Source organism: Schaalia odontolytica (genome assembly GCF_031191545.1).
In the GTDB taxonomy this organism is placed as follows: domain Bacteria; phylum Actinomycetota; class Actinomycetes; order Actinomycetales; family Actinomycetaceae; genus Pauljensenia; species Pauljensenia odontolytica.
This window is the reverse complement of sequence record NZ_CP133472.1, coordinates 1,759,126-1,782,309: the sequence shown is the minus strand read 5'-3', so window position 1 is coordinate 1,782,309 and position 23,184 is coordinate 1,759,126. Positions and strand designations below refer to the sequence as shown.

Annotated in this window: 20 protein-coding genes; 10 read left to right on the top strand and 10 right to left on the bottom strand. The window is 63.9% G+C overall.

Annotated features, from left to right (window positions below; all coding sequences use genetic code 11):
* Positions 1-12 precede the first annotated feature (12 nt).
* On the top strand, positions 13-666 hold the full coding sequence (locus RDV55_RS07645) for a hypothetical protein (RefSeq protein WP_111823649.1): 654 nt from the start codon (positions 13-15) through the stop codon (positions 664-666).
* Here the strand turns inward: RDV55_RS07645 and RDV55_RS07640 are convergent.
* The 7 genes from RDV55_RS07640 to purU form a co-directional block, all read right to left on the bottom strand.
* Positions 587-2,098, bottom strand: coding sequence for a ligase (locus RDV55_RS07640; RefSeq protein WP_111823648.1), 1,512 nt, complete (start codon positions 2,096-2,098; stop codon positions 587-589). The two genes, RDV55_RS07645 and RDV55_RS07640, sit on opposite strands and share 80 nt — an antisense overlap.
* Complete coding sequence (locus RDV55_RS07635) at positions 2,095-3,426, bottom strand: glycosyltransferase family 2 protein (RefSeq protein WP_111823647.1); 1,332 nt, start codon at positions 3,424-3,426, stop codon at positions 2,095-2,097. Before RDV55_RS07635 ends, RDV55_RS07640 begins: the two co-directional genes overlap by 4 nt.
* On the bottom strand, positions 3,423-4,781 hold the full coding sequence (locus tag RDV55_RS07630; protein WP_111823646.1) for a hypothetical protein: 1,359 nt from the start codon (positions 4,779-4,781) through the stop codon (positions 3,423-3,425). Before RDV55_RS07630 ends, RDV55_RS07635 begins: the two co-directional genes overlap by 4 nt.
* A complete protein-coding gene (locus RDV55_RS07625; RefSeq protein ID WP_111823645.1) occupies positions 4,778-5,686 on the bottom strand; it encodes a glycosyltransferase family 2 protein in 909 nt (302 codons plus the stop codon). Before RDV55_RS07625 ends, RDV55_RS07630 begins: the two co-directional genes overlap by 4 nt.
* Complete coding sequence (locus RDV55_RS07620; protein WP_111823644.1) at positions 5,679-6,461, bottom strand: CDP-alcohol phosphatidyltransferase family protein; 783 nt, start codon at positions 6,459-6,461, stop codon at positions 5,679-5,681. Before RDV55_RS07620 ends, RDV55_RS07625 begins: the two co-directional genes overlap by 8 nt.
* Positions 6,458-6,955: an FAD synthase family protein gene (locus RDV55_RS07615; protein ID WP_111823643.1), complete on the bottom strand. Its 498-nt coding sequence runs from the start codon at positions 6,953-6,955 to the stop codon at positions 6,458-6,460. Before RDV55_RS07615 ends, RDV55_RS07620 begins: the two co-directional genes overlap by 4 nt.
* A 417-nt stretch (positions 6,956-7,372) precedes the next feature.
* A complete protein-coding gene (gene purU / locus RDV55_RS07610; protein ID WP_111823642.1) occupies positions 7,373-8,227 on the bottom strand; it encodes a formyltetrahydrofolate deformylase in 855 nt (284 codons plus the stop codon).
* 560 nt (positions 8,228-8,787) lie between these two features.
* On the opposite strand from purU, the gene RDV55_RS07605 reads away from it, so the two are divergent.
* Positions 8,788-9,294: a GNAT family acetyltransferase gene (locus RDV55_RS07605; RefSeq protein WP_111823641.1), complete on the top strand. Its 507-nt coding sequence runs from the start codon at positions 8,788-8,790 to the stop codon at positions 9,292-9,294.
* Positions 9,295-10,832: 1,538 nt separating this feature from the next.
* Here the strand turns inward: RDV55_RS07605 and RDV55_RS07600 are convergent.
* Complete coding sequence (locus RDV55_RS07600) at positions 10,833-11,822, bottom strand: malate dehydrogenase (protein WP_111823640.1); 990 nt, start codon at positions 11,820-11,822, stop codon at positions 10,833-10,835.
* A gap of 200 nt (positions 11,823-12,022) precedes the next feature.
* Between RDV55_RS07600 and RDV55_RS07595 the strand changes: the two genes are divergently transcribed.
* From RDV55_RS07595 to RDV55_RS07570, 6 genes are all read left to right on the top strand, one after another.
* Positions 12,023-13,054, top strand: a complete 1,032-nt coding sequence (locus tag RDV55_RS07595; protein ID WP_111823639.1) for a cation diffusion facilitator family transporter — start codon at positions 12,023-12,025, stop codon at positions 13,052-13,054.
* A 48-nt stretch (positions 13,055-13,102) separates the two neighbouring features.
* Entirely contained in the window at positions 13,103-13,480 is a 378-nt protein-coding gene (locus RDV55_RS07590; RefSeq protein ID WP_111823638.1) for a hypothetical protein, read from the top strand.
* Positions 13,481-13,496: 16 nt separating this feature from the next.
* Positions 13,497-13,796 (top strand): WXG100 family type VII secretion target, encoded by a 300-nt coding sequence (locus RDV55_RS07585; protein WP_245907679.1) that lies wholly within the window; start codon positions 13,497-13,499, stop codon positions 13,794-13,796.
* An 11-nt stretch (positions 13,797-13,807) separates the two neighbouring features.
* Complete coding sequence (locus tag RDV55_RS07580) at positions 13,808-14,146, top strand: hypothetical protein (RefSeq protein ID WP_111823637.1); 339 nt, start codon at positions 13,808-13,810, stop codon at positions 14,144-14,146.
* Positions 14,147-14,272: 126 nt separating this feature from the next.
* Positions 14,273-19,795 carry a glycohydrolase toxin TNT-related protein gene (locus RDV55_RS07575; protein ID WP_133256517.1) on the top strand — a complete coding sequence of 1,841 codons (5,523 nt, stop codon included), beginning with the start codon at positions 14,273-14,275 and terminating at the stop codon, positions 19,793-19,795.
* The gene (locus RDV55_RS07570; protein ID WP_111823635.1) at positions 19,792-20,295 is read left to right on the top strand and encodes an Imm61 family immunity protein; all 504 of its coding nucleotides are present in this window, start codon (positions 19,792-19,794) and stop codon (positions 20,293-20,295) included. The genes RDV55_RS07575 and RDV55_RS07570 overlap by 4 nt, the downstream gene beginning before the upstream one ends.
* 446 nt (positions 20,296-20,741) lie before the next feature.
* On the opposite strand, the gene RDV55_RS07565 is transcribed toward RDV55_RS07570, so the two are convergent.
* Entirely contained in the window at positions 20,742-21,083 is a 342-nt protein-coding gene (locus RDV55_RS07565; protein ID WP_245907678.1) for a transposase, read from the bottom strand.
* A gap of 328 nt (positions 21,084-21,411) precedes the next feature.
* Here RDV55_RS07565 and RDV55_RS07560 point away from each other — a divergent pair, with 328 nt between their 5' ends.
* Positions 21,412-22,038 (top strand): hypothetical protein, encoded by a 627-nt coding sequence (locus RDV55_RS07560; protein ID WP_111823634.1) that lies wholly within the window; start codon positions 21,412-21,414, stop codon positions 22,036-22,038.
* Positions 21,968-22,546, top strand: coding sequence for a hypothetical protein (locus RDV55_RS07555; RefSeq protein ID WP_111823633.1), 579 nt, complete (start codon positions 21,968-21,970; stop codon positions 22,544-22,546). Before RDV55_RS07560 ends, RDV55_RS07555 begins: the two co-directional genes overlap by 71 nt.
* A 77-nt stretch (positions 22,547-22,623) precedes the next feature.
* Here RDV55_RS07555 and RDV55_RS07550 read toward each other — a convergent pair whose 3' ends face one another.
* Positions 22,624-22,962, bottom strand: coding sequence for an Imm61 family immunity protein (locus RDV55_RS07550; protein ID WP_309187891.1), 339 nt, complete (start codon positions 22,960-22,962; stop codon positions 22,624-22,626).
* Positions 22,963-23,184 lie beyond the last annotated feature (222 nt).

Genomic DNA, 23,184 nt, shown 5'->3' with positions numbered 1-23,184 from the left:
GATGGGATACACATGGACTTCATCAACTCGCTCTCCCCTGCCCGCAAAAAGAGCGTCGTGGCCGCTGCGATCGGCCTGATCATCGCGCTCGTCGTCGTTGGCTTCCTACGTCTGATGGGCTCATCCGACACCGACACGGCAGCCTCCGCAGCGACCGGCACGCAGAGCCTCGACGACAATGCGCAGTCCGACATCCCGCAGTCCGTTCCCAAGACCATCACCCCGCAGTCGGGCGGCCCCGCAAACGCGTCCGGCTCGCTGGCCACGGACGCTGAGGCCGCAGGCCAGACCACCTTCGTCATGAACACCCTGTGGGGCGCGTACGCTGATCCCGAGCAGGCCCGTGCGACCGACCTGTCCTCAGTACTCACCGACTCGGCACTCGAGGAGTTCGACGCGCAGGCACTCGAGTGGACGCGAGACGGTACCCACACCACGGGCTCACCCACCCTCGAGGACGTCCACATCCTCAGCGACGATGGGGCGGGGAACATCACGGTCTCTGCGTGCGTCGATTCTTCCAACGTCCGTGTCCTCAACGACGCGGGAACTGCGTTGACGGACGACACGACCATGATCCGCGCCCTCACATATTTTCAGTTTGTGAAGGACGGTCAGACGTGGAAGCTGTCCGGTTTCTCGTTCCCCGACGACCCGACTTGTTGAGTCGATCCAGCATCTGAGTGGCAAAAGCCCCGTCGTTCGCGGCGGGGCTTGCCCATTCCCCAAGGCGCACTGCTCGTTCCACGCGGGTCGTTCCCGCGACGCCGCGTGCGCTCTCGCCGTCCGCACGTTCGGAACCTCGAATCGGGTCGCTCTCTTCCTCGAGGTGACGCGACAGAAGTGCCACCGCGACGACGGAGAGCATGAGGCCTGTGTTCATGCCGTAGTAGAACTGCTCCACAAGGGTCGCCAAGATGATGCCGCCCAGGATCGAGCCGTACACGTCCTTGGCGAGCCAGATGCGCGGGAACATCCGCACGAAGAAGGCGATAAACAGGAAGGCTCCGACCAGTCCGTAGGAGAAAATCACCGTCCAGAACTGTCCCTGCGTCCCCAGGGAGGGCAGCCACGGGGACGCGGAGGGACGCGGGGCACCGAAACCTAAGAACGGAGACTGCTGGAGTTCGTACAGCGTTTCCAGGTAGTTCGAAGCGCGGTCTTCCGTGGACGTGGAAGCGGCCACACGCTCGAGCAGGGACTGCGAGGCGGGCGTGGCGAACCACGCGCCAATACCCACGACAACCGTCGCCACGATGCCCACGACCGTGCGCCACGCGCCGGCACGCAGGCGCTGAAGACCCACCCACAGGACGATGACGATCAAGCCGATGTACATACCGCGGTTGAGGGTGGCGGCGGCCGGGATGACCGACAGCGCGCACACGGCGGCCACGATGTAACGCCACTTGGAACGATCACGCCACAGGACGAAAGCGAAGATGAGTGCAAGCGGGAAGATCAGCGAATAGACGTTACCGTATGTGTTGGAGTAGATAAACGGAGCCGAGGGACGCGGATCGGAGAGGAACCACGACGACGGGCTCCACTGGGTCGTTCCCCGGTTCGTGAACTCCTTGACGAACTCGTTGGAGTGCAGCGCACGTGGCAACAGGTAGTACATGACAGTCTTGAAGCGCAGCGTCGGGGCTGCCATAGCGACGAAACCACCGATCGTCGTCGACAGCAGGAATCCCCACATCGTGCCCGTGATGGTGCGTACGCTTAACGACGTGCGTGCGTTGAACGCATAGACTGCGAAGACACCGGGCGAGAGCTCCAGGAGGAAACGATAGAACGCGCCGATGACCCGCCCGCCCGAGTCGAGCATCGTCATTGAGGCGAGCACCCACGCCAGGAAAAAGACCCACAGGATGGATCCCGGCGGGAAGCGCAGGCCGTGTCGACCGATCATGAACACGAGCATGATGGCAGCGAACAGCGGCCACATCAGGTCACCGGAGCCCAGAACCCACCATAGGAAGTACGCCGAATAGGCAACGATGAAGGGCCACGCGGGAAGATCCTGCGCGTCCTCTCGCAGCGGCCCAATTTGGGCGGGGGCGGGCTTGGCCCACAGTCCTCGGCGCGGGCTCACGCGTGTCCGTTCCCTTCGCCAGCGTTTTCCTGCACGGACGAGGCATGGGCCTGCGCAGCGCTGCTCGGCGCGGTCGCTCTGTGCTGCTCGGCTCGCCTCGGAACGCCAAGCTTGTTGCGCTTGCGCGAAGACAGGTACAGGAAGGGCCCCTCAAGGAAGCCCTTGATCTCGGACTTGGTCAGCGAGCCGGGCACGTCCTCGTCTGTGCCGGCCACGCGAGCGCCGCCGGGCTTGACGCGCTTGAGGACCCCAGGGATTCGGGTCGCAAGCGTGCCCAGTACGGAGGGCTTGGCGATGATCGCCTTCGTCAGGAGCGCAGCCATACCGGAGCCGTTGCCGCGGATCTGCCTGTCCAGGCCGGACTCATCAACGCGGTGACGGTGGTGCACGAGCGCGTCGGGCGTATGAACGATGATGTCACCCGTAGCCAGGATGCGGGCGAACATGTCGAGATCCTCGCCTCCGCGCGTCGAAGTGCCAGCACCCAGCGCCGGGTCGAAGGGGCCGACCTCCATGAGGACGTCCCGACGAATGGCCATGCACACACCGGCACCCACGCGGGCCGTTGTGATCGGAAAGAGGGGTCCGCCATCGCCCTTCTCACCCAAGACCTCCAGGCCCTCGGGAATGTCACCGGCGCACCACACGCGCGCAGACATGTCCTTGGGGAATCCTCCGCGCGACTCGAACCACCGCTGGGGCGCGTAACGCTGCTCCAAGGGCAAGGCGATACCCGTCGTGGCCGCCACGTACGGCGATGCCGTGAAGGGGTCGATCATCGCGGTCAGCCAGTGCGGGTCGACGATCGCGTCGTCATCAGTAAAGACGATCACCTCACCACGCGCCGCGAGCACACCTCGGTTACGGGCGCGAGACAGGCCGGAACGGGACGCAGAGACGATTCTTAGCCGCGTGTCGTCGATGCCCGCGAGCTTCTCGCGGGTCGCCCCGGTGTGCGGTGCGTTATCGACGACGACGAGCGTGAAACGCTGGTGGTCCTGGGCGAGGATCGCACGCACGGCCTCTTCAAGCATGTCGCAAGAGCCGACCGTGCAGATGACGACGGTGGCGTCAACGTCCGCGCCGCTGCCCTCTTCCCAACCGCGAGCCGGGGCAGCCTCGACCTCAAGCACTCGCGGATCGGTCTCCGGGTGGTCAGTGCCATCGATTTCGACGAACGCGCTGTTGCGTCCGTTATCGCGCACGAGCACGAGCGCTCGCGGATCCGACGGGTCACCCGAAATCAGCTGGGAAACGCGCGCGCTACGGTCAACGTGCCAGATGGATGCGGACCTGTGGTCGGTCACCATGGTCTCATCGGCACTCATCGATTGCCCTTCATCGACGGGGCCTTGCCCTTACCGTCCGTCTTCTTGGAGTCGGAGGTATTCTCCGTTTCCTTCGAAGGCACAGATTCCCAAACCTCTGAGGACGTCTCATCCTCGGGCTCGATAACCTCGGCGGCCGGAGCATGGAGTGAGGGAGAGGATGAGGGAGCGAGGACCTGGTCGCCCAGGTAGATCATGCCGTTCACCTCGCGGTTGATGATCGCCAGCTCGTCGAGGAGGGCGTGCAGCTCCTTCAGGTCGTGGCCCTTGCGCACGGCAACGAGCACGTGACGGGAGGGACGGACCTCGTCAAGGAGAGATGCGAGGGGCTGTTTGATGTCGATGAGGCGCGGCGCAGGCACGCGAGTCTCTGCCAGGGAGGCGGAGAGGACACGGTGCAGATCGCGGGCCTGCGGGTCGGCGGCGTCCACGATCAGGTCAACCCAGTGGTCGCGGTCGATCGCCATGGCGAGCATACGCGTGGGCGCCAGCCACGGTTCGGGCGCACCCTCCTCGGCACTCCACACGGGAAGCGCCGTCAGATCGGCCAGCTGCGTGGGCGAGGCGAGAGAACGCGAGCGGGTCTCTCGGATGAGCACCAGAACCAGTCCAGCGAAGATGCCGACGACCGTCGTGGTGAGCACCAGGCGAGCCTTCGAGGGCGTGATCTCGTCGCTCGAGGCGGCGGCCGAGGTGATCACGCGGCCGGCGGTGGCGTGATAGGGAGCGAGCTGCTCGGCGTCCTTCGTGAGCTTGGTGAGCTCGGTACGGATCTCAGCGGCGCGCGGGTTGGCCTTTGCGTTACCGTCCTCGTCGTACTGGGGTGCCAGGGAGGCAAGCTCCGACTCCAGGGCCTCGATCTGCGCGTTGATGCCGGAGGCGATCTCGTCGGCACGCTGCTCAACCAGGGCGGTTCGCTCCTTCAGGTAAGCGTTGGCGATCGCGTCAGCGGCGTCAATGGCCTCCTGGCGTGTAGGTGCCACGTACTCGATCTTGACGATCGTGCCGTTCGTGTCTCCGGAGACCTCCATGTTGGAACGCAGGTCGTCGGCGGTCACGCCGTTACCCAGACGCGCGGCCGCAACGTCGAGGACGGCGGCAGATTTCGCGATGCCCTGCTCGGTCACCATGTCCGTCGTGTTCGACAGGGAGGCGCGCACGGCGGGGGCCGGAGTCAGCGCCGGAGAGGTCACGGTCATTGACACGGTCGCCGAGTGCGACACCGGCACCGCGAACACGGTGCCGACGCCGACGACCAGGCCGGCCACGGTCCCCGCGACGATCGAGGACCAGCGGCGTGCCAGTGCGTGTCGAAGGATCTGCTGGCCGCCCGTGGGCGGAGGGGTCAGGATCATGACTTATCTCCTTGGAGGTGAGAGCGCACCCACGCGGCGCGCGCATTGAGCCGACGCTCGAGAGCTCGGCGGGGCGAGGCGGGTCGAGACGCGACCCCCTGAGTGTAGACCTGCACGAAGCGGTCGAGCTCACGCTCGGCCTCGTCGCGAGGAAGAGAAACGAGCGACACCAGGCGCGGCAGCTCCTGGCCGGTCAGAGACATCGAAAGATCAGCGAACGCCTGGGCCTGGTCTGGATTCTTCCACGAATCCGAGCGCCACGAGGCGTTTCCGGTGACCTGACCCGGATGAATCCGATACAGGAGGCCCCAGGGCGCTATGCGGCGGATGCGCCCACCCGCGGAGGCCACGCGCATCCACAGGTCGTAGTCTTCGGCGGGAACGCTCCGGTAGCCGCCCACGCGGTCAATGATCTCGCGGGTGGCAAGCATGGTCGGGTGGCACACGGGGTTGGTGAGCAGCAGGTGCCAGCCCATGTCCTCGGGCGTGATCTCGTAGGGCATGCGGGGCACCGGGCGGGCGCCGCGCAGCTCGATCATCTGCGTGAAGACCATGTCGTCGCCGCGTTCGATGGCGCGCATCGTGCGATTGAAACGGCCCTTAAGGGATACGTCGTCAGCGTCCATGCGTCCCACGAGGCGCGAGTCAGTGCGTTCCATCAGCTGGGTGAGGACGCGGGAGACGCCGCCCTCACCCGGGGTGATGTCCTCGATGCGCAGGCGCGGATCGACCACTCCCCCGCGCGACGCACCGCGAATGGCCTCGCCGACCGTCGAATCCGACGACGAGTCGTTGCCGACGACCAGCTCGGCGTCGCGCGGCATGGCCGCCAGTGTCGAGGCCACGGCGCGCGTGATCGTGCCCGCCGCGTTGCGCGCGGGCAGCAGGACGGACAGCTCAGGCACGGGAGTCCCCCTGCGTGGCGGCCTGCTGAGCGGCCGCATCGAGGGCGCGCAGGTCGCGGAAGCGGCGACGCAGCGAGATCGCGGAATGCGCGAGTGCGACGACGGCCAGGAACGTATAGAGGACCATGAATGGCACGCCGAAGCCCCACAGGACAAACGACCAGCACAGCACGCCTGGGTCGGTGGGCAGCAGCACGAAGGAACGCAGGTTGCCGCCGCGCGTCTGCTTGCGGCCCGCGGCACGCACGAACTGCTCGGCGAGGATCTGGCTCATGAACTGGCCGGACGTCACCCAGCCGTAGACGAGCGCAACGATGGCGAGCCACCACGAATCGGGGAGGTAGACCATGACGGCGACGGCGGTGCAGAAATGGATCGCCGGGGAGCGGAACGCGTCGGCGACGTGGTCGACCCACTCCCCCGTCTTCGAGGACGCGCCGGTCACGCGCGAGACCTGTCCGTCAGCTGAGTCGAACATGAAGCCGACCGCGAGGGCCGTACCCACGATGAGGCCCGTCCACCACGCGGGGACACCCGCAACGAGGGCGATGAGGCCAATCGTCGAGAAGCACACGGAGATGAAGCTGACGAAGTTCGGGGTCCAGCCGAAGGCCGCGCACGCGGCGGCCACGACGCGCGCAGCGCCGCGGTTGACCCAGCGCATGTAGGCGGGAACGCCCGCGCCCGGCTTCTGGGCTGCGGCGAGAGCACGACGGTAGGCGCTAAATCGGGTCCCCCACGAGGAGCCCGGCTCGAGCACGACGGGCAGACTCACTGTGCTTCCCCTTCCACCACCTGGTCCGTGTCCTGCGCCGGGGCCTCGTCGGAGAAGTCCTCGGGGGCGATGAAGCGACGCAGCTTCGTCGACGAGGTCGACGGCGTGTACGGCAGGTAGACAACGCTCGCACCAACCTCGGCCATCTCAGCCTCGAGCGCGGCGCCCTTGGGAGTGTCCTTCCAGTCGTCGCCCTTAAAGAGGACGTCGAAAGGCTGAAGGCGCCAGGCGAGGCGCTTGTCCTGGTCCAGGTCAACGACAACCGCGTCCACGAAGCGCAGCGAGGACACGAGGTCGCAGCGCTCCTTGAGCGGGATGACTGGGGCGCGGCCCTTCATACGGATGAGGGCCTCGTCCGAGGTCACGCCGACGACGAGGCGATCGCAGCGCTCACGCGCGGCGCGCAGGATGTTGAGGTGCCCCTGATGGAACATGTCAAAACCGCCGGGTACGTAGCCGGTGATGGGGGTGCGATGCTGAGTCGTTTCGTCCACGTAACCAGTGTGCCATTTATCAGGCGGTCAATGCGACACTTACCCACTAAATGACCGATAGATCACGTCTGAGTGTTCTCCACAAAGTGACAAGACTGCCCAAACGAGGCCGTCATGTCACGCAAAAATGACCAGATGGCCGTACTCAGCCCTGTTGCAGGTTGCGACACGCCATCGCGGTGTCACGAGGCCTTCGTGCCGCTCGCTCGGTCAGGCTCCGCGCGCCCGGACGCAGCGGCGATCACAATCCCACGCCCCTGCCTCGTTGTCGATCCTGCCGACTGCACCCCGGCCTCGTTGGTGATCCTGCCGACTGCACCCCGGCCTGGTTGTCGATCCTGCCGACTGCACCCCCCGTCTGGTTGGCCTTCCTGCCGACCGCACGCCGGCCTGGCCACCACTGCCCCGCGCGGGGCCTCAGCGAGAGAAGACGACCGTCCGGCTGCCGTTCATGAGGACGCGACGCTCCGCATGGAAGCGGACGGCCTGGGCGAGGACACGGCGCTCCACGTCCTGGCCGAGGGCAACCATGTCCGGCGTGGAGTCCGCGTGGGAGACGCGGGTGACGTCCTGTTCGATGATCGGGCCCTCGTCGAGGTCTGCGGTCACGTAGTGTGCGGTCGCGCCGATCAGCTTGACGCCGCGCTCGTGGGCCTGCGCGTAGGGGCGCGCACCCTTGAAGGAGGGCAGGAAGGAGTGGTGAATGTTGATGACGCGGCCTTCCATGGCGCGGCAGACCTCGTCGGAGAGGATCTGCATGTAGCGCGCCAGGACGACGAGCTCGACATCCTCGGAGGTGATGAGGTCGAGGAGCTGGCGCTCCGCCTGAGCCTTCGTGTCCCGCGTGACGGGGATGTTGAGGAAGGGGACGCCGTAGAACTGGGCGACGGGCGCCAGGTCCGGGTGGTTGCCGACGACCGCGATGACGTCGATGGGCAGGCCCTGCGTCTGCTGGCGGTACAGGAGGTCGGTCAGGCAGTGGCCCTCGCGCGAGACCATGATGATCGTGCGCAACTTGCGGCCCAGGTCATCGACGCGATAGGCGGCATTGAACTCTTCGGCGACGTGAGCCAAGCCCTCGTCGATGGGAGCCCGTCCCTTCGGGGAGTCGACCTCGACGCGCATGAAGAAGGTGCCCGTGTCGGAGTCGCCGAACTGCTGGGACTGGATGACGTTGCCGCCGGACTCGCCGATCACCCCGGTCACGGCGTGCACGATGCCGGGGCGGTCCGGGCAGGACAGGGTCACAACAAGCTGCGCGTTTTCAGTCATGGGTTTCAGTCTAACCAGGTTCATCCCCACGAACGAGGCAGGGGCACGGTTTGCGGGAGAGGCCACGGACGGGCGGGCGCAACGCTGCTGCTGCGAGCATTGCAGCCACAGTCGGAGAGCTGCGTCCCCATGACCTCGCGGCGCATCCGGCGATGCGGCGCTTAACGCTCACCATCTTCACTCGTCGATCACATCTGTTTCACGAGGGAGATAGGTGATGCCCCTTTAGGAATCACTGGGCGTCACACCCACCGACTGGCTCCACGCGTGCCACGCCACCAAAGACTCTGCGCGTGTCACCGCCCACACTCTGGATCACCCCGATGATTGAGGGCCTTATCCCCTCATTGCGCACGTTAACCCTTTAATGCGCGCGTTAACCCCTTGATACGCACGCTAACCCCTTGATACGCACGTTAACCCCTTAGTACGCACGTTAACCCCTTAGGTGACAGCCTGGGCGCGCTACCACCGCTACTACCAATCGGGTTACCACTCCGCCCATAGGGCCCAGGCCACCACCTATCGGAGGGGCCACGAACACCTCCTATCATTGGGGGATGCAGATTCGACTCGCTTCCCGCTCAGACCTCGCCTTCATCGAAGGCGCCTATGAGCACGCTCGCGCGTTCATGCGGGTGAATGGGAACGCAACCCAGTGGCCTGACTGCTACCCAGGGCGCATCGATGCGGAGGAAGACATTGCGAGCGAGCACTGTTTCCTCATCACCGACGAGGCTGGACCTCTCGCCGTCTTCACCTTCACGCCAGGTCCGGACGAAACGTACGCAGAGATCGCCGGCGCTTGGCACTCCAATGCCGACTACCACGTCATCCACCGCGTGGCTTCGGTACACGGTCATGGAGTCGCGAGGGCGATTTTCAGCTTCGCGGCCACCCGCGCCGCTTACTTGCGCTGCGACACCCACGAGAACAATGCTCCAATGCGTCGCGCATTGCGGTCCTTCGGATTCCGCGAGTGCGGCTCAATCACGGTTGCGAATGGCACGGAGCGCGTCGCATACGACTGGATCAAGGGCTGGACGAATACACCCGCCAGCAACTGAAAGGCATCTACGGAGGCGAGCCACGACGCATCTGAAACCGCTGACACCACGGCTAGTGCGAAGCAACCACCACTTGTAACCGCGGGCAGCATTGTTCTGCCCTTTCAGCATTTAATTGAAACCAACAGCACCTTTGCCGGCGAGCGTTCTTCTCCACGTGAAACCGAGGGCACCACTGATAGCACAAAACCCTCGAATAAGGGCCTTTTGCCCCCGACAGCGGTGCCACGGGTTACACGACAGCACCACAAGACCCCAACGGAGGTGCCACGGGTTACACGACAGCACCTCAAGCCCCCCCGACAGCGGTGCCACTGGTTTCACCACAGCACCTTCGCCGACAGGCATTTCTCTCGGCATGAAACCGACGACACCACCGATGGAGCAAGCCAGCTACAACATGAAACCCACGACACCACTGATGGCACAAAACCCTCGACTAACGGCCTTCTTCACCCGACAGAGGTGCCACGGGTTACACGACAGCGCCACAAGACCCCGACAGCGGTGCCACGGGTTACGCGGCAGCACCTTCGCCGACAGGCATTTCTCTCGGCCTGAAACCGACGACACCACTGATGGAGTGCGCCAGCTACAACATGAAACCCACGGCACCACTGATGGCACAAAACCCTCGACTAAGGGCCTCTTTCACCCAACGGAGGTGTCACGGGTTACACGGCAGCACCTCAAGCCTCCGACAGCGGTGCCACGGGTTACACGACAGCACCTCAAGACCCCAACGGAGGTGCCACGGGTTTCACCACAGCACCTTCGCCGACGCGCACTTCTCTCGGCATGAAACCGACGACACCACCGATGGAGCAAGCCAGCTACAACATGAAACCGACGGCACCACTGATGGCACGAAACCCTCGAATAAGGGCCTTTTGCCCCCCGACAGTGGTGCCACGGGTTTCACCACAGCGCCACAAGACCCCAACGGAGGTGCCACGGGTTTCACCACAGCGCCACAAGACCCCAACGGAGGTGCCACGGGTTTCACGACAGCACCTCAAGCCCCCGACAGTGGTGCCACGGGTTTCACGCGCGTTTCACGCATCCCGGAGGGATTGACGGCACGTACACGGGTAGGGCCCCAGTCATAGGACCAACGCGACGGATTCTAGACACGACTGAGCGACTCAATGTGCTGATAAGAAGCCGGCGGCGACAACGGTTTCGAGCCACACTCCCCCAACACGAAAGCCTCCAACCCGAGCGCACCAGACACAGTCCATGTTCGCCGCCCAGCGCCCCACACCAACAAACAGCAATCAGTGACCAGAGAACCCCAAACGGAAATCAACGCCCAGAAAACGCCCAACAGTTAACAATCAACAGCGACCAGCATTCAACCGACAACGACCAGCAATCAGCCAACCGCCAACGAGCAACACCCAACAGCCAACAGTAAGGAGCGACCAGCAATCAGCCAGCCACCCTCCAAAGCTCCCCGCACAAAAATACGGGTGCGCGCCCGGCCAATCAGCCGGGCGCACACCCTTCCCACCAACCGCCGCGAGGGCGGTCTCGCCTCACTTGATGAAGCCGAGCTCCTTGACGGCGTCGTACTCTTCCTGGAGGGCCTTGATGTTGTGGTCGATTCCGGCGCGGGTCGCGTCGGAGATCTCGAGACCATCGACGACCTGCCATTCGCCACCATCGGAGGTGACGGGGAAGCCGAAGTTCAGTCCGGCGGGGACGCCGTAGTGCGTGCCGTCGGACATGACACCGGCGGTGACCCACTCACCGGCGGGGGTGCCGTGGATCCAGGAGTACATGTGGTCGATCGCGGCGTTGGCAGCGGAGGCGGCCGAGGAGGCACCGCGCGCCTCGATGATGGCGGCGCCACGCTTGGCGACGGTGGGACGGTAGTAGCTGGACAGCCACTCTTCGTCCACGAGCTCGGTCGCGGGCTTGCCGGCAACGGTCGCGAAGGAGACGTCCGGGTACTGGTCGGCCGAGTGGTTACCCCACACAACGACGTCCTTGATGTCGGCGTTCGCGGCACCGGTCTTATGGGCGAGCTGCGCGACCGCACGGTTGTGGTCGAGGCGCATCATCGCGGTGAAGCGCGACGCGGGGACGTCCGGCGCAGCATTCTGGGCGATGGTGGCGTTGGTGTTCGCGGGGTTGCCCACGACGAGGACGCGCACGTCATCGGCGGCACCGTCGTTGATGGCCTTGCCCTGGGGGCCGAAGATGCCCGCGTTGGCCTCGAGCAGGTCGGCGCGCTCCATGCCGGCGCGACGGGGCATGGCACCCACCAGGTAAGCGACGTTGGTGCCCTGGAACGCGCGGTTCACGTCGTCGAAGATCTCAACGCCGGCCAGGGTCGGGAACGCGCAGTCGTCGAGTTCCATAGCGGTGCCCTCGGCAGCCTTCACGGCCTGGGGGATCTCCAGCAGGTGCAGCTTGACGGGCACGTCCGGGCCGAAGAGCTGGCCGGAAGCAATGCGGAACAGGAGGGCGTAGCCGATGTTGCCGGCTGCGCCAGTGACGGTGACGATACGAGGTTCTGCCATGAGTGGCGCTCCTTTACAGTCCTATGGGCGTGTGCCCTTCAGTCGCGGGGTTCCCCGCGCTCTGCCCTCTAGGATACGTCGTCCGTCACACTGTGACCCGGGCACCCAGTCCCAAGACCATCCACGCAGGCAGTGATCTATGACATACCAAGCGGTCGAGCCTCTCCTCACAGAGCCCATTCAGAACGTACAGTAGGGGCATGTCCGACAACCGTCCCCTCCCCTCCCCCGGCGCCGGATCCGCGCGAGAATCGGCCCCCGCCTCGCCCCACGTCGACGAGGCCGTGGCCCACGCCCACGATCACGTGCACTCCCCGGGAGGCGGGCACGGCGCGCACTCGCACGATCACTCCCATTCGTCGGCGTCCGCGGTGCGCCTGGGATGGGCGCTCGCGGTGACGGGTGCCGTCGTTGTCGCCGAGCTGGTTGGTGCTTTCTGGTCCGGTTCCCTATCGCTGGCGGCGGACGCGGGGCACATGGTCGTGGACGCCTCCGGCCTCGTTATCGCGCTCATCGCCGCGCACCTGACGCGCCGCCCGCGCGACGAGAAGCACACGTGGGGGTGGGCGCGCTCCGAGGTCTTGGCCGCCGCCCTACAGGCCGGCATGCTGCTGATCATTTGCGCGATCGTCGCGTGGGAGGGCGCGTGGCGACTACTCTCTCCACCCGAGGTCAAGGCCGGACCGATGCTCCTCGTCGGTGTCGTCGGCCTACTCGCGAACGTCGCAGCGCTGGCGATCCTGGCGGGCGGGCGCGAGGCGAACCTCAACATGAAGGCCGCATTCCTCGAAGTCGCGAACGATGCGCTCGGGTCTCTGGCGGTCATCGTCGCGGCCGGCGCCGAGTGGGCCCTCGGGTGGACGCGTGCCGACGCGATCGCCTCGCTCCTGATCGCAGTGCTGATGGCGCCGCGCGCGCTCGCGCTCCTGCGCCGCTCCGTCGCAATCCTCATGGAGCAGGCACCCACATCCGTCGACGTGCGACAGCTGCGCGCACACATGCTGGACGTCGACGGCGTCCTAGACGTGCACGACCTGCACGTGGCCGCCGTGTCCTCGCACCTCGTGACCGTCACCGCGCACGTGACCGTCTCCGCTGAATCCGACGGCCCCAGCCGCGACCGCATTGTCCACCAGTTGGGCGAATGCGCTTGCCACCACTTCCCCATCGCACACTCCACGTTCCAGCTCGAATGCCCACAACACCGCGAGCACGAGCACCTGGAACACTAAGCCACCGCGCCATTTGACACGCGGTCAGTCAATTTGTAGGTTGATAGCATGAGCGCAGATGTAGGTTTCACTCCGGGCAAGCTGGTTGAGGCGGCCCAGGGTATTGGGGCTGTTGTTGAGCCTTTTTCTCAGGCGGTGGGGACGATTGGTGATGATGTGACGTCCGCGTCGGAGGGGATTAACGGCCCGTTTATGGAGCCGTTGGGTAATGCGTTGACTGCGTGGGGTGATTCCCTGGGCGTGTTGTTTGATGATGTGGGTCGTTTGGCCGATGCCTTGGTGGGTGTGGAGCGGTCGTTTGGCGCGTGCGAAGAAGAGATTATGCAGTCGTTGGTTCAGGCGGCTTCCGGGTCTCAGTCGGGCGGGGATTCCTCGGGCGGTGGCTTGTACGAGGAACTGATGCAGCTGACCGAGTCGGGATCGTAATGCGGGTGGTGTGTCGGTGAGTAGTGATTCGATGCTGGTCTTTGAGGAGGCCAGTGCCACACAGATGGCTCAGGCCTTCCGTGAGAAGGTCTCGTTGGTCAAGGACTTCATTCCTGATCTCAGCGCTGACATTACGGGGGCTGTGGGTGATTGGACGGGTGAGTCTCGCAAAGCCTGCGATGCTGCGCTCAAGCGTATGGAGGAGCGCGGCGAGGAGTTGGCTGAGTTGTTGACGGCGGCGGCTGAGGCGATGGACAAGATCCTGGCGGAGGGTCAGCATGCCGAGTCTAAAGCGTTTGCGTGCATCGACAGTTAAGAGTGTGTGTTGTGAGTGATTTTAAGGTCGATGTGCAGGCCATGTCCTCGTTCGTGGAATCGTTGTCTTCCTTTGAGGAGAAGGCCAAGGAGTATGACGTGGAGGATTGGGTTCCCAACTCGGGGATGCTGGAGAATCCTGAGGTGTGGGATCGTACGAACGCGTTCCAGGATACGTGGGAAAAGGGTACGAACGACTTGCGTGAGGAGATTAAGGCTGCCTCCAGTGCGGTCAGTGGTGCTCTGGGCGCTTATAGCGAGTACATGGAGAAGGCTAAAGAGCACATGGCGGCGGTTGAGGCGGCTGCTGAGGCGCTGAGCCAGTCTCCCGTCGTTGGTTCGGGAGCGTGATCGGGCGTGGGTGTTGTTGCGCATGGTGCACCGGTTTTTAAGATCGGTGGGGATCCTGGTGGTATTTCGACGCGCGCCGCGGTGATGATGGACCGGGCCAATGAGTTCGGCAATATTCATTCCGGTTTGTCGTCCCTCAAAGCTGATGGGTGGGAAGGTCGCGCGGCGGATCATTTCCGCTCCAAGTTTGATGTGCAGATCAAGGGCTGGGTGGACGCCCAGGAGGCGTTCTCGTCGGCGTCTGAGGCCTATAACTCGTACGCGACGGCGCTGGCGTCGGCGCAGAGCCAGTGTGATGGGATTCGTTCGCGTTGGAAGGCTGGCCGCGACGCGGTCCAGCAGGCGCAGAATAATCAGGCTGATGCGCGCAGCCAGGCCGCAGCGGACGGTGGCTCGCCCGTGTTTGATGCCTCCTGTGATGAGGGTCCGGGCCGCTCGGCCATGGCGGCCGCGGTCGCTGATTTCCAGACGCTGGTCGATCAGGTCAATGAGGCCGGTGACCTGCTGATTACCGCATTGAATGCGGGTATTGCGAAGCTGCCCGAGCGCACGTGGTGGGATTCGGTCACCCGCACGGTCGGCTCGATCCTGGGCGGTGCTTTCGAGGCCGTTGTCGAACTGGTGAAGCTGGTGTGGAAGCTCAGCGGCGGCGAGGGCATGTGGGACTTCGGCCGCATGCTCATGGGTCAGATGACCTTGGATGAGTACGACATCAAGCATAGAGAGATCCCCGCCGAGACGTTGGCGGCCATGGCGAAGGCGCTGTGGAAGGATCCCGTGGGCTTTATGACGGCTGTCGGCAAGTCGCTGATCGACTGGGATACGTGGACCGACGATCCCGGGCGCGCCATTGGTCACCTCCTGCCCGACGTGATCCTCGCAGTTGCGACGATGGGTGGCAGCGCCGGCGTGTCCGCTGGCGAGAAGGCCCTGACCGGCACCGCTCGCGCTCTGCGCATCGGTAAAGAAGTCTTCAAGGCTATCCTGCCCATCAGCCCCGACGACGTCCGCTCCCTGGCCAAGCTCGGCAAGAACCTGGTCGGCAAGTTCACCGCCCGCGGTGTGAACACGGCCGCGGACCTCGCGGATCTGGCAGACACCGCACAGCGCGCGGCTAAAGCCGCCGACCACGCCCACGACGCCGCTCACGCCGCCAACGGCATGGCTGGCGCCCTGGACGGGGCCACTGACGCCGGCCGCGCCGCGAGGGCTGGCGCGGCTATCGGGGACACCAGCGGCGCCGCGCACGCAGCCGGAGGGGCAGCCGATGCTGCCGGCAACGCCAACCACGCCGCTTCCGGCGGTGGAGGTATCGCCAGCGGTGCGAGCCATGCCGCAAACGGTGCCGGAAGCGCCAGCCATGGTGTCAGCAACGCCGCCGATGCCGCAGGCAACGCCGCTCACGCTGGCGGCAACGCCGCAGATGCTGCTGGTAACGCCAGCCACGCCTCGCGCACCGCAGGCAACACAGCCGACGCTGCAGGCAACGCCAGCCACGCCTCGCACACCGCAGGCAACACAGCCGACGCTGCAGGTGACGCCAGCCACGCCTCGCACGGTGGTGCGGATGTCAAGGATTCGGCTCTTGCGCCCACGGATCCGGGCCACCGCTCCAACGGTGTGTCGAGTGCGGCTCAGCCCGCCGCGACGCCTCATGCGTCCGCAGCCGGCGATGCTGGCACCGGTACTCACACAGCGCCCCCACAGACGGCACCCAGCGCGTCTCACGGCGCTCACAACAACGCGTTCATGAATGCGGATACCGGCGGTGCCACCCACGGTGCGGGCAGCACTGCCAACGGCGCAACCGGAGCTCCTGCGACCGGCGCGGGCACACACGGCGCTCCCGGCGCAGGTACGCATAGCGCTGGCACAACCGGCGCACCTGCCACCGGTGCGCCCTCGACCGGCGCGGGCACGCATGGTGCTCCCGCGACTGGCGCTCCCGCTACCGGCACCCACGGAGCTGGCACCACCGGCGCCCCCGCGACTGGCGCTCCTGCCACCGGTGCACCCTCGACCGGCGCAGGTACGCATGGTTCTCCCGCGGCGGGCGCTCCCGCCACCGGCGCTCCCGCTACCGGGCCCCACGGAGCTGGCACCACCGGTGCCCCCGCGGCTGGCGCTCCTGCCGCCGGCGCACCCTCAACCGGTGCGGGCACGCATGGCGCTGGCACAACCGGTGCCCCCGCGGGTGGCGCTCCTGCCACCGGTGCACCCTCGACCGGCGCAGGTACGCATGGTTCTCCCGCGGCGGGCGCTCCCGCCACCGGCTCCCACGGAGCTGGCACCACTAGTGCCCCCGCGGCAGGCGCTCCCGCCACCGGCGCGCCCGCTACTGGCTCCCACGGCGGGGGCGCATCCGGTGCGCCTGCTGCCCCCGGCGCGCCCGCTACTGGCTCCCACGGCGGGGGCGCATCCGGTGCGCCTGCTGCCCCCGGCGCTCCCTCGGGTGGCTCGCATGGTGCTGCTTCTGGCGGGAAGCCTCCGCACAAGCCTGATGATTCTTACCGTGTTGGCCATGATCGTTCCATAGCACCTGACGAGGTCGGGTCGTATTCTGCCGCTGCAGCTGACGGGAAGCCTCCGCGCAAGCCCAACAATTCCTGGGACTCCGATGGCTTCTCAACGAACCGGGACGATTTCGATCGTGTCGGCACTGATCATTTCGGCACTGAGAACAGGAAGAGCTCTTCCTACCTGGATGACAGCTCGATCCACGCTAATGGTCAGACGCGCGGTGCCGATGAGCTTGTCGGCGCGGGCGTTGGCCGTCGCGAGGCCAGCGTGGGCGCTCAGGGATCCTACGAGCGCGCTGGCACCTTCGGTGGCAGCGATCCGAGCCGTGTCAGCCATGGAGCAGATGGCTTCGGCAGCACCGCCGATTTCGGAGCAAACGCAGGGCGCGGAGCTCATGGCGCGAACGGTGTCACCAATTCCTCTGATGTCGGTGGCGGCGTAGGCGACGCCTCGCGTGGTACGCACGCTACTGGCGCCCCCACGGGCCAGGGCGGCGGTCATGTTGGCGCTGATACTGGCACCCACGGTGGTTCGTCGGCCCCTGCGCAGGGGCCGCACCGTGCCGATCCGGGCATGTCCACCGGTGATACGCACGGCGTTTCGCGCGCTGATTCCACCCCCGGCCACGGCGACACCCCCCGGACAGGACAGGGTGCGGACGGCACCCCCGACGCGCCTACCACCCCCAAGAAGGACACTCCTGCCGGGGACACCCTGGGCGGCGACAAGCAGCCGCATAGCGGAAAGCATGCAGCCGACACGCCTGCCACCCACGCGGACGAGGCCGCCGACGCCAGCAAGGCTGGCCACGACTCCGGCGACGCAAATGGCTCCGGTAAGGCCGATGCCGACGCTCAGCATGGGCACGATTCCGTCGAGCGCGCGGACGCTGACCCCAAGGCGAAGGACCACTCCGCCAACGGCAAGGCCGACAACGCTGCTGATTCGGCGCGCCACGGCGACAAGACCGAGGCCGACAAGCCCACGTCGGACAAGTCCCACAAGGAAGACGACGCCGCACACCACGACGGCGACGAGCACCCCAAGGACACCAACGACAAGCACACCACCAAGAACGACGACGCTGCTGATTCGGCGCGCCACGGCGACAAGACCGAGGCCGACAAGCCCACGTCGGACAAGTCCCACAAGGAAGACGACGCCGCACACCACGACGGCGACGAGCACCCCAAGGACACCAACGACAAGCACACCACCAAGAACGACGACGCCAACTCCAAGTCCACCAAGGACGAGGCTGACGCGCACAAGTCCACCAAGGACGACGCCGCCGGCAAGTCCGACAAGGATTCCGCTGAGCGCGCGGACGCTGACCCCAAGGCGAAGGACCACTCCGCCAACGGTAAGACAGACGACGCTGCTGATTCGGCGCGCCACGGCGACAAGACCGAGGCCGACAAGCCCACGTCGGACAAGTCCCACAAGGAAGACGACGCCGCACACCACGACGGCGACGAGCACCCCAAGGACACCAACGACAAGCACACCACCAAGAACGACGACGCCAACTCCAAGTCCACCAAGGACGAGGCCGACACGCACAAGTCCGACAAGGACGACGCCGCCGGCAAGTCCGACAAGGATTCTGGCGAGCGCGCGGACGCTGACCCCAAGGCGAAGGACCACTCCGCCAACGGTAAGACAGACGATGCTGCTGATTCGGCGCGCCACGGTGACAAGACCGAGGCCGACAAGCCCACGTCGGACAAGTCCCACAAGGAAGACGACGCCGCACACCACGACGGCGACGAGCACCCCAAGGACACCGACGACAAGCACACCACCAAGAACGACGACGCCAACTCCAAGTCCACCAAGGACGAGGCCGACACGCACAAGTCCGACAAGGACAGCGACGCCAAGTCTGACAAGGACGAGGCCGACACGCACAAGTCCGACAAGGACAGCGACGCCAAGTCTGACAAGGACGAGGCCGACACGCATAAGTCCGATAAGGACGGTGACGGCAAGTCCGATAAGGACGGTGACGGCAAGTCCGACAAGGATGAGGCTGACACGCACAAGTCCGACAAGGATTCTGGCGAGCGCGCGGACGCTGACCCCAAGGCGAAGGACCACTCCGCCAACGGTAAGACAGACGATGCTGCTGATTCGGCGCGCCACGGCGACAAGACCGAGGCCGACAAGCCCACGTCGGACAAGTCCCACAAGGAAGACGACGCCGCACACCACGACGGCGACGAGCACCCCAAGGACACCGACGACAAGCACACCACCAAGGCCGACGACGCTGACACCAAGTCCACCAAGGACGAGGCCGACACGCACAAGTCCGACAAGGAGGACGCCGACGGCAAGTCCGATAAGGACGGTGACGGCAAGTCCGACAAGGACGACGCCGACGGCGAGGGTTCCGGAAGCCACGACGGAAACGAAAGCTCCGACGATGAACCAGCCTTTGCCGATGGGATCACAGCAGGCGGCCATCCTGGCCCTTACAAAGAGGCAAACGACGGTTTTATCACCGATTTTGCCGAGAAGAATGGCCACACACTCGATACGGATCACGGGCCGATCGGCGCAGACCTCGTCGACCATCGGAAGCCAATCAGTACGGACCCTGATACTGGCGAACAGATTTCTGCAGAACTGTACAAGGAACGCGCGACCGGACCTGATGGTAAAATAGACTACCCAGATGTAAAAAAGCATCCTGAGCTAGCCGACGACATGATAGATGGCGTTTACCTTCATGGAGATCCAGAAAAGGGAATTCCTCCCTTCCAAGATATGGCAGTCGACGAATTTATTAAGGAGTACCCCGGGAATCTTGATCGAATTGGAGGAGACTACGGCGAATACTTCGCTCTAGTTGGCAAAGACGGGCCGGACTCTTTCCAGAAACGATCAATTCACGCAGATTCACTCTACGCTCCATACAGCCAATTCGAGTTCCACCCGGACAGGCTACCTCCAGGAACGCGTGTAGAAACAGGAATTGTGTACCCATGGTTTGATTCACCCGGAGGATCAAGACAGGTCAGACTATGCACCGTTAACGAATTTTCCGGAGAGCGTTCTTACTTGAGCGTCCGGGAACTCCTTGAAGGCCCGAACCCTGTTCTAGTTAGAAAGACAATCAAATGAACGAAGAACTCGCCGCATACATCACTCGCCTGTGCGAACTATCCGGACACACAACCCAGATCGACGATGATTTGATCCTGGTCGAACCGGGTGAAGATTTTATCTACGACGCATTCACCAGGCGGAAGGGGTACTACGCCTACGGCCACGTTGATAGATACTTATACGGCGGGCCACGCTTCGGCTCCGCTTCCTTCGAGATCTTCAAGAAGTTCGCGATCATGCACTTCGCCGCCGACATTCGTGCAGCGCACCAGCTCCCACCCCTCAACCTCCCACCAGTGACCGACGCTCACCCCGGTTTTTCCATCGAATTCCACGAACCCACCTCGTACCTGCTGACAAGCAAAGCCTCCCCCATTCCCACGACATACACAATCTTCTCGCCCAATGCCTTGGTCTCTCTGTCGTACCTGATGGGCACGTCAAGCGAGGACCTGCTCTCCCTGGTCCTCGAACCGTCCGGGGCCGGATACGCCGCGCTGTACCAGCAGAGCTGACACCCCTCTCTCCCGCCTCGTGCTCACGGAGTATAGGACGAGAGCGTCGGTCACACCTCCTCCCCTCGTACGACGGGAGGAGGTGTGCCATTTCGCGCTCGCCCGTCACTTAGGATGTCCGCAGAGGCAACGACCCGAGGGAGTGAGTGCCCATGCTGGAAGAATTCGACGATCTCATATCCACGCTCTGCGCGAACTCTTCAATCGGGCGCAAGGAACGAGACGGCAGACTGTTCTTCACTGTCGCAGTCGCCGCTTCAGCACGCGGCACCTAGGTAGGATGGGGATAGCCTGCCTCGATGACGCAATCGGAGCAGGCCCCAACCTAGCGAAGAGAGCCAATCATGTGGGGAGAGTTTCGTAGCCTCGCACTAGTGCTCCTCGGCCAGCACTTTCCCCCGGAGCTCTTCAAAGACAACGGCGACAGCATCGTCTTTACTCGCTCTTCAGAGTTGAGTGGCGGTGGAGGTGTCTAGGCCTCCTGCGATGAGGAGCATTCGGAGTCGGTAGTTGGTGAGGTTTCGGAAGACTCTGGCGGTACGTCTGCCCATTTCGATGATGCCATTGATGGCTTCGGTGGGGCCATTGCTGGCTCCGGCCGTGTCGAAGTAGGCCATGAACGCGTCCTTCCACTTGCGCAGGGGTTCGGACCAGGCGAGCGATTTCGCGGGTGAGACACGCTGGTAGGCTCTCGACAAGACGAGCGGCCAGGAGTCGGCCTTGGGTGGGGGCGGCTTGATCGAAGAAGTCTCGCACTTGCTGGGCGCAGTGGTAGGCGACTTCGACACTGATAGCACCTCATCTGCCGTGAAGGCTGCGCGGAGTCGTTCTTGTTGACGTAGGGTGTGCCTGTGGAGGGAAGCCACTACATGCACGTCGCTTCCAAGGCCTAATCCCAGTTCAGTTGAACTGCGGAATCTCATGATTACTATCGTCTCCCTAAGACGATAGAGACAACGCGACTCACAGGTCACCAAGCATGCTAAGACTACACACTGACCCTTTGAAACGAGGCTTTAATTGGTAGACAATCCTCCTCTCCCCATTGTCGGTCGTCCGCTCGATCCCGAAACTCGTTTCTTCCCCGTACGGGCGCCAGGACCGGGCGATGCCCTCATGCATGTCTTCAGCGGGCTGGGGAGTCGCTTCCGGATCGGCAAAGATGTTGCTCTTGACCTCAAGGGCCAGTTCGCGCACGGCACGCACCCGGAGATGCGCTCGACGGCTGATTGGATGCGTTCGCAGTATTCCGTTCCGGGCAGCATTTCTCCGACATGGCGTGACGACATCGACCACGGGGCGCTTCCCCGGTCGGACCGCTACTACTCCGACAAAGAGAGCTTCATCGAGGACTTTCACATCACGGGGTTCGATCACATCGGGCACGTCGGAGCTTTTTCCCTCACCCCAATCATCGACAACGGCATCATTCCCGCAGATTGCAGGTCAGCTCCGCCCGCACAGTTGAACGAGCTGTACCACCAATATCAATTCACCGCTGCCCCGCTACCGGAGGGAGTCCTCATCGAGATTTGCCTCCTCGCCGAGGACCACGGCTCTCGTGGTTATGCGCCGCAGGTACGTTTCTTGGAGCGAGTCACGTTCAATAATCTTTCTCCGCTATCGATCGACGAGCTCGTCACGCAACACATCATTGAAGGAGTTTCTACCCATGTTGGAGACGTTAAAGCCCCTGATTGGGAAGCTCTGTTCGGGTACTTCCGTAACGCCCGAGAACTTTGAGAACGGCTACGCCTTCTCGAGTTACAACACCGACTTCTTTGCGGTCTGGACCATCGAAGACAGGTTTTGCTTCAGTTGGTCCGAACGCCACCCAAGCACCGCATTCTGCATCGACACCCAGAGCGCGACGATAGCCTCGTACATCGTTATCGCTGCGGTTGGAGCACTGCGCCGCGCGGAACTTTTCCAGGACGCCATCTCGCCTGTCATCCTCTCCGATGAGCTGCGTAGCCGGTGGGTTTCCTCCCCCACCCGCTGGCCTCGCATCGCGAACTATCAGTACATCGCGAATCCGGAGCTGTCCCTCAATTCGACGAACTGCGCCGCGCTTCGACAGCTGCAGTTTGCCGTACAGTTTTCGGTCGAGGGCTACCTCAATTCCTACCTCAACGCCGACGCGAGTCCAGCGCTCACCCCGTTCAGGACATCATTCGAGCCATATCTACGCCAGCTCAGCGACACGGGCGTCGACATCTCACGGATGATTCCCCCGACGCCCAGCCGATAGAAAGATCTCCGAGGCCGGGGCTGCGTACCGCTCAGAGCGATGCACTTTCTACACGACGCACCTGCGAAGCAATCAACTTACGCTTCTGGTAGCTGCACCCACTGCGCGACAGCCGCTCCTCCCGCAGGCTCTTTGTAAGACTCCAACAGCACATCAAAGCCAATTGGCATGACCTGAGAAAGAACATTAAGCTCGTAGTGATTTGGGAATATTGTCCGCATTTCCATAGGAACATACTCCCCCCTAATTGCAAGCCGTCCCGTAATGGGAGTTAACTGCTGAAATTCCCAGCCAGGATGAACATCCTCCAGGGCATACGGAACGTTAATACTAGGCCAACCCAATTCTCGTCTTGCGTGATCCCCGATCCGAACAATCGCCCAGCGCAGCATAATCTCACCATAGTCGGAGAGCATCGTAGGGACTCGCGGCTCTAGATACTCGGTCTCCCCATAGAGAGCCTGTGGATGCGTTCCTGCCTTATCCCAAATATGATACCAATTAGCGGCCACAATCCCACGTTATACCTACGCCGTTACCGCGCCAGATACGAATCTGCGCACCCGCATGCTCGGCGAAGTCGATCAAATCAGCCGTTACTGACATCAGCCCTGCCCCTTACCCGCAAGAATACCCAA